At 65.2% G+C, this 14,956-nt stretch carries 1 protein-coding gene; it reads right to left on the minus strand.

Annotated features, from left to right (window positions below; translation table 11 throughout):
* Positions 1–11: 11 nt before the first annotated feature.
* On the minus strand, positions 12–14,945 hold the full coding sequence (locus tag A8950_RS18160; RefSeq protein ID WP_208109926.1) for a DUF5801 repeats-in-toxin domain-containing protein: 14,934 nt from the start codon (positions 14,943–14,945) through the stop codon (positions 12–14).
* Between the last annotated feature and the right edge of the window lie 11 nt (positions 14,946–14,956).

Below are 14,956 nucleotides of genomic sequence, written 5' to 3' on the forward strand. Positions count from 1 at the left end.
ATCCTGCCGACCTAGATGACGCTTTCGACATAGACGGTGGCGACGCCGTCGGCACCGTTCTGCTGGAAGACCGTATAGGTGCGGCCGCCATCGCCGGCAACACCGGATGCGACCGAGGTCCAGCCGGTGGTGTCGAAATTGTCGGACGCATCGCCACGGATCGCCAGCACATGGTCGCTGTCGGTCATGCCGATGACGTCGTCATAGCTGAGGCTGATGTTGGTGTTGACGCCACCCTCGAACGACAGGATTTCGACGTTCTTGATGTTCGCCGCGGCAGCCGAGTTGAAGACGGCAAGGCCGGAGAGGTCGACCAGATCGGTCCCCGTGCCGCCCTCGATCGACGCATTGACCAGGTCGACACCCTCGACGCCGACGAACACGTCATTGCCGGCCCCGCCATCCATCTTGTCATTGCCGATGCCGCCCACCAGCACGTCATTGCCGTCGCCGCCATTGAGCGTATCGTCGCCGGCCTGGCCGAAGAGGATGTCGTTATCGGCACCGCCATTCAGCGTGTCGTCACTCACGTTGCCGAACAGGACGTCGTTGCCGGCCTCGCCATTCAGCGTGTCGGTACCGGAACCGCCATCGATATAGTCGTTGCCGTCGCCGCCATTGATGGTGTTGTTGCCGACACCGCCATAGATCTCGTTGTTTTGCGCATTGCCGGTGAGCGTGATGCTGCCATTGCCGGTCTGGACCAAATTCTCGACATTGGCTGCGAGGGTGTAATTGGAGTTGTTGCTGAGGAAGACGATGTCAGTGCCCTCGCCGGAATTTTCGAGGATATCGTCACCGCTCTGGCCGACAAGATAGGTATCGTTGCCGGTACCGCCGGACATGTCATCATTGCCACTACCGCCGTCGAGGTAGTCATTGCCAGACCCGCCAATCAGCGTGTCGTCGCCAGCATTGCCCTCAAGGCGGTCGTTGCCGCCAGCACCATTCAATATTGCTGCGTCTTTGCCGTCATCGTTGTCGTAGTACCAGTTGTTATTGCCGTTGCCGGTTGTATCGCCCGAGACCGTGATCTTGGAGTCCGTGCTTGGCGGCGTCGCAACAGGCACCGCGTTCTGCGTCGGCAGCGAGCCCGGCACTTCGACACCGTCCGGCAGGGGCGGCGGCGGCGTGACGACATCCACTACCGTGATGGTGGTGGTCGCCGTGTTGCTGTTGGCCACCCCGTCATTGACCGTGACCGTGATATTGCGCGGCGTGGTGTCGGGCGTCAGGCTGGTGTTGTTGAAGGTCACCGCCTCGATCGCCTGTTCGAACGCCGCCTTGCTGGCCGGACCGGTCAGGGTCACGGTGATCTGGCCGGGCACCGAGGTATTGATGTTGGAGGTGATGCCGGCGGGCAAGGCACCCACCGCCAGGACGTCGTTCGCCTTGGCATTGGTCAGCACTATGCTGGCCGAGGCCATATTGGCGCTGTCGGCATCGGTCACCGAACTCAGCACCGAGGCGATGGCAACCGGGCCGCCGCCCTCGGTGAAGGTGGTGGCATGGTTGGTCGCCGGCGCACCCGCACTGATCTGGATGTTGTCGATCCAGGCCTGGTCGTTGCTCTCCAGCTCGCTATCCGCGATGACGCGGATCGTCGTGTTGCCGGAGATATAGGCCGAGATGTCCTTGGTGAAGGTCGCATAGGGTGCGTCGTCGTTGTTCTCGTCGAGGACCAGGAGGTCGTCGAAGGTGACGCCGTCCTTGGAGATCTGCACCCGCACCGTCTCGCCGCCGGCGCTCATCACGTTGCGGTAGTCGAACGAGATGGTGGCCGAGGTCGCCCCGGAGAGATCGGCGCTGCGCTGCACCGAATCCGCGCCGTCATCGGTGTCATAGAGGAAGAGCGCGTTGTTGCCGCCGTCCTTTGCGATGTAGACGTCGCCCGTGGTCGCGTTGTTGTTGTCGTTCTCGGTCCAGCTGCCCTTCCAGCCGCTGCCGCCGCTGTAATTGCCCGACGAGAAATCCTCGGTGATGAGGATCGTGCTGCCGCCGATCGAGAGTACCGGCGCCACGTCGTTCTTGTCGGTCACGGTGACGGTGATGGCCTGGGTATCGGATTGGCCGCCATCGGTCACCTTGACCGTGACGTTGTAGTTGTTGTCGGCCCCGGCATCCTGCGGGTTCTCGTAATCCGGCGCGTTCTTGAAGGAAAGCTGGCCGGTGACGCTGTCGATGTCGAAGAGAGCCGCATCGGCGCCGCCGATGATGCTGTAGCTGAGGCCGGATTGCGCGGTGTCGGCATCGCTGGCGTTGACGTCGGTCACCGCCTTGGTGCCCTCGACCACGTTGATCGCCGCCGTGGCGCCGCCGCCATCCGAGGTGATGACGGGTGCGGCCTTGATGTTGATGGTTAGCGTGGCCGAATCCTGGTCGCCGCCATTGGTGTCCTTGATGGTGTAGACGAAGCTGTCGGACTTGCCCTCGGACCCCGCCTTCGGCGTGTAGTCATAGCTGCCGTCGGTGCGGTCCACCACCAAGGTGCCGTTATTGGTGACGATGGTCCAGGTATTGGCGTCGAAGGTCTGCGAGACGAAATCGGTATCCGCATCGTCGACCATGGTGAGGTTGAAGATCTTCGGCGAGGCCAGCGGATCGGCCGGGTTGACGATGTCGTTGGCCAGCAGGAAGCCGTTGATCGGGGCCGGGGCGGTGGAGCCCAGCGCCGCGGTCAGCTGGTTTTCGTCGGTGACGGTGATCACCGGCGTGTCGGCCCCGCCGCCCGGCGTATAGGCGACCTGGCCGAGCTGGGCCAGCGCCGAGGCGTCGCCGGCGATGTCGGCGCCGACGCCGACCGCGATCGCCTGCACACCCTTGGCCTGCAGCGAGTTCTGCCAGATGGTCTCTTCGCCGTCATTGACCTGGTTGCTGCCGTCACCGGTGCCGCCGAAGGGGCTGGTGCTGTCGGACGAGGTCGGGCGGCCGTCGGAGACGAAGTAGACCTTGCTCTCCAGCGAGCCGGTGACCGAGTTCTGCCAGCTGGGATCGTCGATGCCCTGCTTGGCCAGCCACAGCGCGTCGTCATAATCGGTGTTGCCGCTGCCCTGGAACGGCGTCACCGCCTGCAGGGCCGCGATCGCGGCATCGACCGTGGCGAAGGCCGAGTTGCTGCCGGCCAGGTACTGGGCGCTGAACGGCGTGTATTCGGCAAAGCCGATCAGCTTCACGCTGACCGTGCCGCTGGTCGAGTTCTTGTACTGCTCCAGCAGGCTGATCAGCGAATCGCGCGCGATCTGGAGGCGGGTCTTGTCGCCTTCCGGCGTCGAGACGATCTCGTCCATCGAACCCGAGAAATCGAGGATCAGCATCAGCTGGTAGTCCAGCGGCGTGCTGCTGGTGTCATTGACGTCATCGACCGCGTCGGGGACGAAGTTGATCTGGTCGTTGACGTTGATGGTCAGCGTCGTGGTCTTGGTGTCGCCGTCGGCATCCTTGATCGTGTATTCGAACACGTCCTGCTTGTCGCCGCCGGAGATGCTGCCGGCCTGGTAGGAATAGGTACCATCCGACTTCAGGGTCAGATTGCCGTACTGGCCCGTGATCACTTCGCCATCGGCATCGACCGAAACCGTGCCGCCGGCCAGGTTGACCGACTTGCCGCTGATGACGGCACCGCCGGCATTGGGGCCGTCGGCACCGATCGCGTCGGCAACATCGCCGGTGCCGGCGCCGGCCACGCCATAGACATTGCCGGTAATGGTCGATTGCTCGTCCATCGTCCGGGTATCGGCATTGGCCAGCGGCGCGTCGTCGTCGACCGTGACCGTGAAGGTCGCCGACGAGCCTTCGCCCTCGGCATCCTTCGCCGTGATGGCGAAGGTCAGGGTCTTGTCGTCCTCGGTATTGGCGGTCGGGTGGCTCAGCGCCTGCTTCAGGGTGAAGTCATAGCTGCCGGTGCCCGCTGCGTTGAGCGCGGCATGGAACACCACCTGGGCGTCGCCCGTACCGGTCGGCACCACGCCGCCGGTATAGCCGATCAGCAGCGTGCCACCGTTCAGCACCACGAAATTGACCGGCGTGCCGTTGCTGGTGGCGATGCCGGCAAGGCCCGGCTGGCCGGCGTCGAAAGTCACCGTGCCCGGGGTATCGGTGCCGTAATTGATGTTGAGCGCCTGGCCGCTGACCGAGACCGCCTGGCCGGCGAGATCCTTGCCGTCGAGGTAGGAATCGCCGGCATTGCCGCCGCCGAGGCCTTCCTCGTCGACCGAAGCGTTGGCCGGGGCCAGCGAGAAGGTCGCCTTGGTGTCGGTCAGGTTGACCGAGAACGTCGCCGTCTCGGTGTCGCCATCCGCGTCCTTGATCGTGTAGGTGAAGGTCTCGGTGACCGTCGCACCCGGCGTCACATTGGTGGCCGAGGTATAGACCAGGTTGCCGCCGATGATGACCACCGACCCGCCCTTGTCGCCGGCACCGATCACGATGTCGCCGCTATCCGCACCGTCGGCGCCGAACTTGTCGTTGCCGAGGATGCCGGCGACGGTGCCGATGGTGACGCCCGCCGCATTGTCGTCGACCGTCGTCAGCAGGCCGTCGTCATTGGCCACCGGCATGTCGTCGTCGATGGCGATTCTGATCTGCGCGGTGGCTTCATCGCCATCGGCATCGGTCGCCTTCAGCGTCACCGCATTGAGGAGGACGTTGGGATCCTCGCTGTCGATGCCGCCATGCTTGACCGGCTTCAGCAGGGTGAAGCTCCAGGTGCCGTTGCTGTTGATGGTCAGGGTAAAATAGACGTCGCCGCCGGCCGTCGTCCTGCCCTCGAGGGTGGCGGGCAGGCTGCTGCCGCTGCTGAACCACAGGATCGGCGTGCCGTCGAAGGTGGTGGCGCCGGTCTGCGTGGTGCCGCTGTCGATGCCGTCCACCGTGACGGTGACGGTCGGGTCGCCATTGCTGGTCGACCACAGGCCCTGGGCCGTATTGAAGCCGGCATCGTCGCCGGTCGAGGCCGGGATGTCCAGATTGCCGCCGCTGATCCAGTCCTCGTCCACCAGTGCCTCGCCGCCCTGCGTCTGCGGCGTCAGGTTGGTGACGGTGATGGTCGGCACGCTGTCCAGATTGACCGCGAAGCTGGCCGTATCGGTATCCCCGTCCGCATCCTTCATCTGGTAGGAGAAGGTGAGGTTCGCGAGTTCCGAACCGACCGTCTGGGTGAAGGTCCAGGAACCGTCCGGGTTGACATGGAGGGTGCCGATCGCCGGCGTGCCCTCGCTGCCATCGGCCTTCACCTGGATGTCGGTGCCGCCGACGCCCACCGGCGTGTAGACGCCGGCCTCGCCGCCGAGGCGGATTCCGACCAATGTCTTGCCGCCATCGGCGCCGGCAGCGTCGTTGGTCAGCAGGTTGGTGCCGGCCACCGGCACGCCAAGCGTGGTGATGTTGAGCACGCCGTCGTCATTGGCTGCCGGGCCGTCATCCTTGAACAGCAGGCGGTCGCCGATATCGGCGGTCGCCGGGACGGTGTCGCCGTCCTTGTCCACCACGGTGGCGGTGAGAGTGACGAGGTCGGCTGCGGCCAGCGGCTTGATGTCGTCAGGATTGGCGGCATCGGGATGCACGACCGCGCGCTGCTGGTCGAGCGTCACTTCGCCGCTATTGGCATTGACCGAGAGCACGAAGACCACCGTGCTGCCGGCTTCGGCCGCGTCCTTGTCGGCGCCGGCCTTGGCGATGACCTGGCCGCCGACCAGGAACAGGAAGACCGGCTGGCCGGTCGCCGTGTCGGTGAGGCCGGAGGCAACGCCCTGCTCCTTGACGCCGAGCGTGTAATTGCCGACCGAGCCGCCGCCATCGGCGCCGAAGCTGGGCGTGAAGAGGCCGGAGAAATTGCCCTTGCCGTCGAGGCCGAGATTGCTCTCGTCGACGATGATTCCGGCCGTGGCGTCCGGGTTGAGGGTGAGGACCGGCATGTCGTCATCGACATCGACCGAGGCGAACTGCATCGATTCGCCGGCGATGTTGGTGGCCGTGATCCAGAGCGGGAAGCCGAGATTGTTCTCGAGATTGCCGCTTTCGTGCTGCAGCGGCTTCAGCAGCTCGACCGTCAGCACGCCGTTCGGCGTCAGGGTGATGGTGAAGACCGGGTCGTTGGAATTGCCGCCTTCCTTGTAAGCCACGATCTCGGTGGTGCCGGCATTGTTGGTGGCCGACCAGGTGATGCGGTCGCCCTCGGCGGTGCGGACGAAATTGCCGCTGCCGTCCTGGATGAACCCGCCCGATTGCTGCGCGAAGCCGATGGCGAGCGCGCCGACATCGCCGTTCCAGTCGACCGAGATGGATTGCTGCCAGATGGATTCCGTGCCGCGCGGGCCGAGCGGATCGTCGAGGCCGTCGCCGCTGTCGCCCGCATCCTGGTCGTCATCGCCATTGCCCGGCTGGTTGCCATTGGCATTGGCGAGGCCGTCCTCGTCCAGCTTCACGGTGTTGACGGTGAAGCTGGGCTTCTGGGCGACGTCCAGATCGACCACGCTTTCGCGCACGGCGAGGTTGTCGCCGTCGATCTCGCCGGGACCGATCGGATCGAACAGCGGCTCGTTGTCGATGGCAACCGCGAAGACCGGGAAGCTCATGCTGCTGCCGGCGAAGGCCGCCGGCACCGCGACGCTGACGACGGCACTGGCATCGTGATCGCCGGCACCGAGCTGGCCGGTGACCTCGACCACGATATAGGTGCCGGGCAGCACGCCATAGGGATTGCCGGCGCCGAGGGCCTCGGCCGTGTAGAGATCGCTGCCGCCGTCCCAATCGCCGCCCGGCAGTTTCACCAGCAGGAAATGGCGCTCGGAGCCGTCGGTGACGTCGTCGAACGAGCCGTTGACGGTCAGGTTGACGTTGAGGCCCGGGGCACCCTTGCCGGCGAAGCTGCCGGATAGCGCCGTCGGCAGATCGGCCACCGCATTGACCTCGACCGTGATCTGGCCGGGGATGTCGGCGGTCTCGCCGCTCGAGCTGTCCTTGGCATGGACGGTGTAGTCGATGGTGTAGTCGTTGCCGCTGTCATTCTGCGGCTGGGTCAGTTTCAGGGTCTGCGCCTCGGCCCAGCTGATGGTGAGGTCGGTGGCACCATCGCCGGTGAAGCTGGCATTGCTCGCATCGCTGTCCTTGGTGTAGCTCAGCACCGCGCCGGCGGGCAGGTCCTTGATGGTGACGGTTTGCGGCACCTCGTCGGTGTCGCCCACCTGGTTGAAGACGATGTTGACCGCCTTCGCCACCGGCGTGTCGTTGCCGAGGTTGTTGTCCCACTGGTTGGGCTTGCTGTCCTCGTCCACCGTGACGCTGCCGCTGGTGGTGCCGTCGGCCGGGTCGCCGGCGACGTAGAAGCTCGCCTGGCCGTAATCGACGTCGCCGTCCTTGTCCTTGATCGTGTAGACGAAATTGACCGTGTTGTTGAAGAAGCCGGGGATGCCGGTATAGGTGACGTCGCCATTGGGCGCCACGCTGATCGTGCCGGCACCGCTGGTCATGGTCCAGCCGGTGATGCCGTCGCCGCTGGTGGTCCAGCCGGACCAGCCGATATCGGTGATCTGCGGCGTGCCCGGCCCGTCGGCGCCGAAGCCGTCATCCGTGCCCTGGGTCAGGATGTTGCCGAGATAGACCGGCGACAGGTTATGGGTGACCGAGCCGAAATCGTCGTCGACTGCCAGCGGGCCGTCATCCTGGAAGCTGATGGCGAGCGCGTTCTGGCTGGTGGCCTCGTCGAAATCGCCGTCGCCGTCCTCGATGCGCTGCACCACATGGATGGCGGCACCGAGCGACACGGCATCGTCGTGCTTGCCTTCGATGGCGGCGCCGTCCTGGGTGTGCTCCAGCGCCTTCAGCTGGGTCACCGTGACGATACCGGTCGCGGGATCGATCGAGATGGTGAAGGCGGGATCGTCGTTGTCGATGCCGCCGACATGGCCCTCGAACAGGGTGTCACTGATCTTGACCAGCTTGATCTCGCTGGCGGCGTCCGACTGGCCGGTGAGCCAGAGGCCGGTCGAGGCGCCGTCGGTGGCGCTCAGCTTGTAGCTGACCTGGTTCGTGGCCGCCGGGCCGTCGGCGCCGAATTGCGGCGCGTTGAACAGGTCGGCGCCGGCGATGGTGCCGCTCGCCTTGCCGTCATTGCCGGAGCCGGTGCCGTCGGATTCGTCCAGCACCAGGCTGCCGGTCGCGTCCTTCACCGTGGCGTCGGGGCCGTCATCGTGGAACTCGATCAGCAGCGGCTGGTTGCTGACGGCCTCGTCGAAATCGCCGTCGCCATCCTCGACCCGCTGCACGACATAGATGCTGGTGCCGAGCTGCAGGAAATCGTCATGCTTGCCGGAGGCAAGCGAGCCGTCATCGCCATGTTCCAGCGTCTCGTGCTGGGTCACCGTGATCTCGCCGGTCGCCGGATTGATCGAGATGCTGAAGGCGAGCGTGCCGCCGGCACCGCCTTCGCGACCCTCGAACAGCGTGTCGCTGACCTTCACCAACCTGATCATGTCCGCGAACGTGCCCTTGCCGGTCAGCCACAGGCTGGTCGCGGCACCATCGGTGGCGCTCAGCTTGTAGCTGACGCCGCCGCCGGCAGCGGGGCCGTCGACGCCGAAATCCGGCGTCGCGAACAGGGCTGCCACGGTGCCGGCCGAGATGGTGCCGGGATTGACGCCGTCCTTGCCGCTGCCGCTGCCGTCCGATTCGTCGAGCGTGGCGAAGGGAATGGCATAGCCCAGCGCTTCGGCATTGGGCCCGTCATCGGCGAAGCCGACATTCCCGCCGAGGTCGAGGGTCTTGCTGTCGCTGGCCGTGTCGCCATCGCTGTCGATGACGCTGAGCGTGCCGGTGAGCGAGACGAGGTTATTGGGCAGCCATTCGATCTGGCTGTCGAAATTGCTGTTGACCCCCGGCGTGTCGTGGTCGACCTCCTGATGCTGGGTGAGGACCAGCTTGGGCGCGTTGCCGGAAGCGGGGTTGAGGGCGATGCTGAAGACCACGCTAGGTGCATCCACCGTGGCCGGCGCCGAAAGTGCGGTCGAGCCGACGATGGTGCCGCCGATGTCATAGAGATAGATCGCCGCGCCATTGCTGGTGAGGCCGGAATCCACCAGCCCGCCCACCGGCGTGGCGGTGATCGCCAGCTGGCAGGCAAAGCTGGCCGGTGCGCCGAGCCCGTCGGCACCGTCGGCCGTCCAAGTCGAGAACAGGTTGCCGAGCAGGATGACGCTGGTGGCGCTGTCCGAGGCCGGGCCTTCGGTATTGGCGTCCTTGGTGACCAGCGAAAGCACGGATTCATTATTCAGCGTGACTTCCACCTTCGGCGCGTCGTCGCTGATCACCACCTTGATCTGGCCGAAACCGGTATCGCCGGTGGCATCGGTCGCCGCCACGCTGAAGACCGGCCCGTCGACCTGGTCGTCCTTGCCCTGCACGGTCGGCAGGTGGGCGGCGTTGTCCTTCAGCGTATAGGTATAGGCGACGGTATAGCCGCCGACGCCGCTGGTAACGCCATCGATCACCAGCTTGCCCTGGGCATTGTCGACCAGGGTCTGCGGGAAGGGTGCCGCCAGATTGACCGGCACGCCGCCGATCACCAGCGCGGTCATGACCTCGCCATTGGTGTTGATGAGGAAGCTGCCGGTATCGGTCTCGGAATTGCCGGCCGCGTCGGTGCCGGCGGGCTCGCTCGGCGACCCCGCACGGCTGGGCAGGCCTTCCTCGTCCACCAGGACCTGCGAGTTGGCGACGGACGGAATCCGGGTGTCCTGGTCGATGGTGATGACCAGGGTGGCGGTGTCGCTGTCGGTATCGCCATCGGTCAGGGTGTAGGTGAAGGTTTCAGAGGCATCGGCCGGCACCAAGGCGGCGGTCAGGGTATAGATGTAGGAACCGTCCGGGTTCATCGTCAGCGTGCCGTACTGGCCGTTGACGCTGAAGCCGTCGCCGCCGTTGGCGTCCTGGCTGCCGCCGAAGCCGACCAGCGCGGTGACCAGGGCGGAATCCGCGCCTTCCACATCCTTGCCGGCGACCGGATTCGTGGTGCCGGCGCCGGTGATGACATTGCCGGTGGCCTGGTTGCCGGCCCCTTCCTGCAGGCTGTCGGTGTCGTTCTTCGCGTCGGGCGCGTCGTCGACGATGCTGATCTCCAGCGCGCCGTTCGACTTATCGCCGTCGCTGTCGATCACCTCGATGGCGAAGCTGTCCTTGGTGTTGTCGCCCGACGTGTTGTCGTTGAGGGTATAGGTATAGGAAATCTCGTTCTTGCCGGCATCGAAGCCGTTCAGCACCAGGGTGCCCGGCTGGCTGCCGCCGGTGATGGTGACCGCCGTGACGTTGAGATCCTGCAATTGCGCGAGGTTGAAGGTCTGGTCGCCGATCTTGATCGAGCCGAGACCGTCCGGCGCCGTGAAGGCAAAGCTGCCGCTCACCTGCTCGGACGCGGCCGCTGCGTTGGAGCCCTCGGATTCCAGGCCACGCGCCGGCAGACCGGCTTCGTAGACCGTGGTCTTGTCGCCGCCAGCCGGCGGAACGTCGAGCGAGGTCCCCTTGTCGTTGATGTCGATCGTGAGGGTCGCCGTCACCACATCGCCATCGCCATCCTTCAGCGTATAGGTGAAGGTGTCGGTGGCCTCGAGCGGGTTGCTGCCGAAGCGGGTATAGGTGTAATTGCCCGCGGTATCCATGGTCAGCGTGCCGTACTGGCCAGTGACGCTGAACCCGTTGCTGCCATCGGCATCGAAGCTGCCGGCATGGCCGTCAAGGCGCGACACCTGGGCTCCATCGGCGCCCAGGCTGTCCTTGCCGGTATCGCCGCTGGTGGTGTTGAGGCCGGTGATGACGTTGCCTTCGGTGGAAGCCAGGTTGCCGACGCTGTCGGTGTCGTTGCGGGCGGTCGCGGTATCGTCGTCGATATTGACCGAGACGGTGCCGATATTGCTGGTCGAGCCGTCGTCATCGGTGACCTGGATCTTGATATCCAGGGTTTTGTCGTCCTCGAAGGCCGGATCGCTGCCGGCATGCTTCACCGGCTGCAGCAGGGTGAAGGTATAGGCACCGGTCGCCAGATCGGTCACGGTCAGGGTGAAGACGGCGCTTTCGCCCCCATCCATCTCCCCGTTGTCGTCAAGATCGGCGAAGCCGGTCAGCGTCTTGCTGGCAGCGTCCCACACCGTCTTGATCGGATCGCCGGCAAGAGTTTCAAGGCCGGTGCCACCGGCGCCGCCGGTTTCGGTCCAAAGCTGGATGCCGGTGATGGAATCGACCGCCTTGGAATAGCTGAGATTGCCGCTGAAGCTCGCGGAATCGGTGGTGGTGTCGTCGCCGATGGCATCGTCGCCGGCACCGGTGTTGCCGCCGGCAAGGCCATCCTCATCCACGCGGATGGTCGCCTGGACCTGGTTCACCGTCGGTGCCGTGTCGGTGACGGTGAGCGTGACGCTCTGCACCGCCTCGGCCACGTTGTTGTCCGGGGTGATGTCCTGGCCCTCGACCGCATCGATCGCCACCGTCTTGATCTCGATGGTCTTGCTGCTGCCGGCTGGCAGCACATCCGCCGGGCCATTGACGAAGACGACCACGTTGAAGGAACTCGGGCCGGCAATGTCCGTGACGTCGATTGCGATATGGCCCGGGTAGCCGATAACCGCGCCATCGAACTGAATGCCGGTCGGCGCATCTACATCGTAGAACGTGGTCAGGCCGTTGCCGATCACCAGCGGGATCGACCAGCCATCGCCCGGGATCTTGACCAGGACGTACTGCTTTTCGTTACCGTCTTCCGTGTCGGCAAAGGCGACATTCGTCTCGATCGTGAAGGAGGTGTTGGCGCCACCGGTCTCGGCCAACGACTTGTCCGCCGGTGCCGTGCCAACGAAGGTCGGCTGTGCCGCCACCGCATCGACGATGGCGCTGGCCTGGTCACCGCTGGTCGCGGTGCCGCCGATGGTGGATTGCATGGTGAGGGTGACGTCGCGCGAATCATGTTCGGCCAGCGTCAGCACGAGATCGGCGCCGTCACCGTCGATGAGATCGGCGAGGAAGGCGGCGCGGGCAGCATCAGTGCCGGTGCCGCCGCTGGTCGGCGTGACAACAGTCGAGCCCGGACCGAAGGTCAGGGTGTGGGTGCCGTCGGTCCAGACCGCGCTGGCGCCAGTCGGGATGCCGCCGATGCTAACCTGGTCGACCTGGTCACCCGGGTCGGTCGCGGTCGCCTTGAAGTTGAAGGTGAGGGCGAGTTGCTGGTCCGCGGGCTCGTCGACGTCCGTCTGGCCCTGCGAGGTCGCCTCGCCATCCTCGTAGCCGCCCAGGCCCTGGCCGACGAAGCTGACGTCATCGGTGCCGCCGGTGCGGTCCGTCAGCTTGAGGTCGATCGTCTGCGTCGCCTCGGCCTTGTTGTTGACGGTGGTGGATTCCGTGTCGCTTTCGCTGTCGATGGCGAGCGCCTTGATCTCCAACTGCTCGGTCGTGTCGCTGTCGACATTGGCCGGGCCCTGGACCGTGACGGTCAGCGGCACGGCGCCATTGCCGCTATCGGCAAGGTCGCTGGCGGCATAGGCAGTGTAGCCGGCATAACCCGGCAGCGTGCCGAGCGAGGTCAGCGCGGTGCCGTTGCTCTCGACCCCGGTGATGCTCCAGCCATCGCCCGGATTCTTGATGAGGATATACTGGGTTTCGCTGCCATCGGCGAAATCGGCGAAGGCAATCGCGGTGGTGACGATGAACTGGCTGGCCGTGGGCGCGCCCGGCTCTTCCTTCGACTGGTCGGCCGGGTCGAGCGTGAAGGCGGGCTGGGCCGCGACCGCATCGACAATCGCTTCCTTGCTGCCGGCACCGATGGCGACGTCGTCGACCTCGCCATTCAGGGTCAGGGTGAAATCGCGGTCGTCATGCTCGGCCAGGGTGACGCCGATATCGGCGCCAGTGGGGCTGGTCAGCGCATCGAGGAAGTCGTCATGGCCTTCGCCGCGGTTGATGGTGATGTTGCCGGAGCCGTCGGCCGCCGGCAGATCGGTGCCGTTATAGCTGACCACAGCGCCGCTGGGGACACCGCCGATGACGATGAAATCGGCCGTGTCGCCGGCATCGATCACCGTGATCTTGAGGTTGAAGGGCAAGGTCAGCTGTTGGTCGACCGGATCGGCAATAGTCTGGTCCGCCGGAGCGCTCTCGTCATCCTCGAAGCCGCCCAGCGAGGTCACCTTCAGGGTGACCGAGCCATCGCCGCCGCCGCGATCGGTGACATTGAACGACACGTCCGCCGTCGACTGGTCGCCGTCCTTGTCGGTGATGGTGTAGCTGAAGGTCTCCTTGGCGTCGTCCTGGACGTTCGGCGCCGTGTACCAGACATGGCCGTTGATGATTTCCAGTGTGCCGCCCAGCGAACCGGTGCCGCCATTGCCGATGATCACCGAATCCTTGAGCCCGTCGGCGCCGGCCTTGTCGTTTGCCAGCAGGAAGTCCGCCACGGTGCCGAGATCGACCTTCGTGGTTTCGACCACATTGCCGCCATTGTCGGCATGGGCGACCGGGCTGTCGTCGTCGATATCGATGGCGATGGTGGTGTCGGCATAGTCGCCGTCGCCATCGGTTACTCGCACCCCGAACGTCAGGACGATGTTGTCCTCGAAGGCCGTCTCCACGGCATCCTTGCTGGCGGGATCATCGTTGAGCGGGTGATAGAGCGGCTTCAGCAGGGAGAACTGGCCCCCGCCGAACTGCGCGTCGAGGGTGGCGGTAAAGACCCAGTTCTGCCAGTTGTTGATGTCGCCGCCGGTGAAGCCGACGATCGAGCCGGCCGGCAGGCCGGATACACCACTGGCGAGGATGCCAATGGTCACCGATTGGCCGTCTGCCGTCTTCAGATCTGCGAGCGGCGCGCCATTGGCGGTGACGCTGGCGCCGGTGAAGGCGAAGGCCTGGGCGGCAGCGTTGTCGCTGCCGAAATCGACATTGACCTTGTACAAGGTGGCACCGCCACCGGCATCGTCGCCGGGGCCGTCCTGGTTGCCGTTGCCGATATTGTCCTCGTCGATCAGGAACGGACCGGTGACGTTGCTGTCGTGGAAATCGGTGACGCTGAGCACCTTCGGCCCGTCATCCTCGAACGAGATTCCGAGCGGGGCCGGGGCCTCGACGGTCGTCTTGTCGCCGTCGTAATCGGACACTGTGGCGCTGACATAGATGCCGCCATCGCGCGCCACCACAAGGTCGAGAATATCGTCGTGGTCGGCCGCCGAACTGCCGTCGGTGTCGTGGGCCAGCGGCAGGAATTGCGAGACGGTGAGCTCGCCCGTCGCGCCATCGACCCGCACCAGGAAGGCCAGCACGTTGCTGCTGGATTCGGGGTCATAGCTGCCGACATAGGCATTGACCTGGAAGTCCGAGACCGAGACCAGGACGATGTTGTCGCTGGCATAAAGATTGTTCGGATCGGTGACCGAAAGATTGGTCGGCACGTTGGTGGTACCGATCGAGGTGCCCGCCCCGCCGAAATCCTTGAGGACCAACTTGTAGACGGTGGCCGCACCCGGGCCGTCGGCACCGAACTGGATGTTCTGGAACAGGTTGGTGACGCTGCCGGTTCGGGTGCCGATGGCGCCGGTTTCCGCCGGCTCGTCGGCATCGGGTGCCGTCTGCGGGTCGGTGGCGTCTTTGCCGACGGATTCGTCGAGCGTGATCGTGACACTGGCCTGCGTCACCGCCTCAAGGGTCGGGCTGTCGTCATCGATGCGGATGGTGATGGCATGTTCGACGGTGTCGCCGTCGGAATCCTTGGCGGTGAAGCCAAAATCGATGGCGATTTCGTCCTCGAAGGCGGTCTCGGTGCCCTGGCTGTAGGGATCATCGGCATAGGGATGGTCGACGGGTGCCTTCAGCTGGAAGCTGACCGTGCCGTTGGTCTGGTCGACGGTGAGCACCATGACCTCGGTGCCGCCGGCCATGCCGACGAGCTGGCTGGTGGTCGCGTCCCAGGTGAAGACCACGTCGACGCCGC

It is taken from the genome of Dongia mobilis (assembly GCF_004363235.1).
GTDB lineage: Bacteria > Pseudomonadota > Alphaproteobacteria > Dongiales > Dongiaceae > Dongia > Dongia mobilis.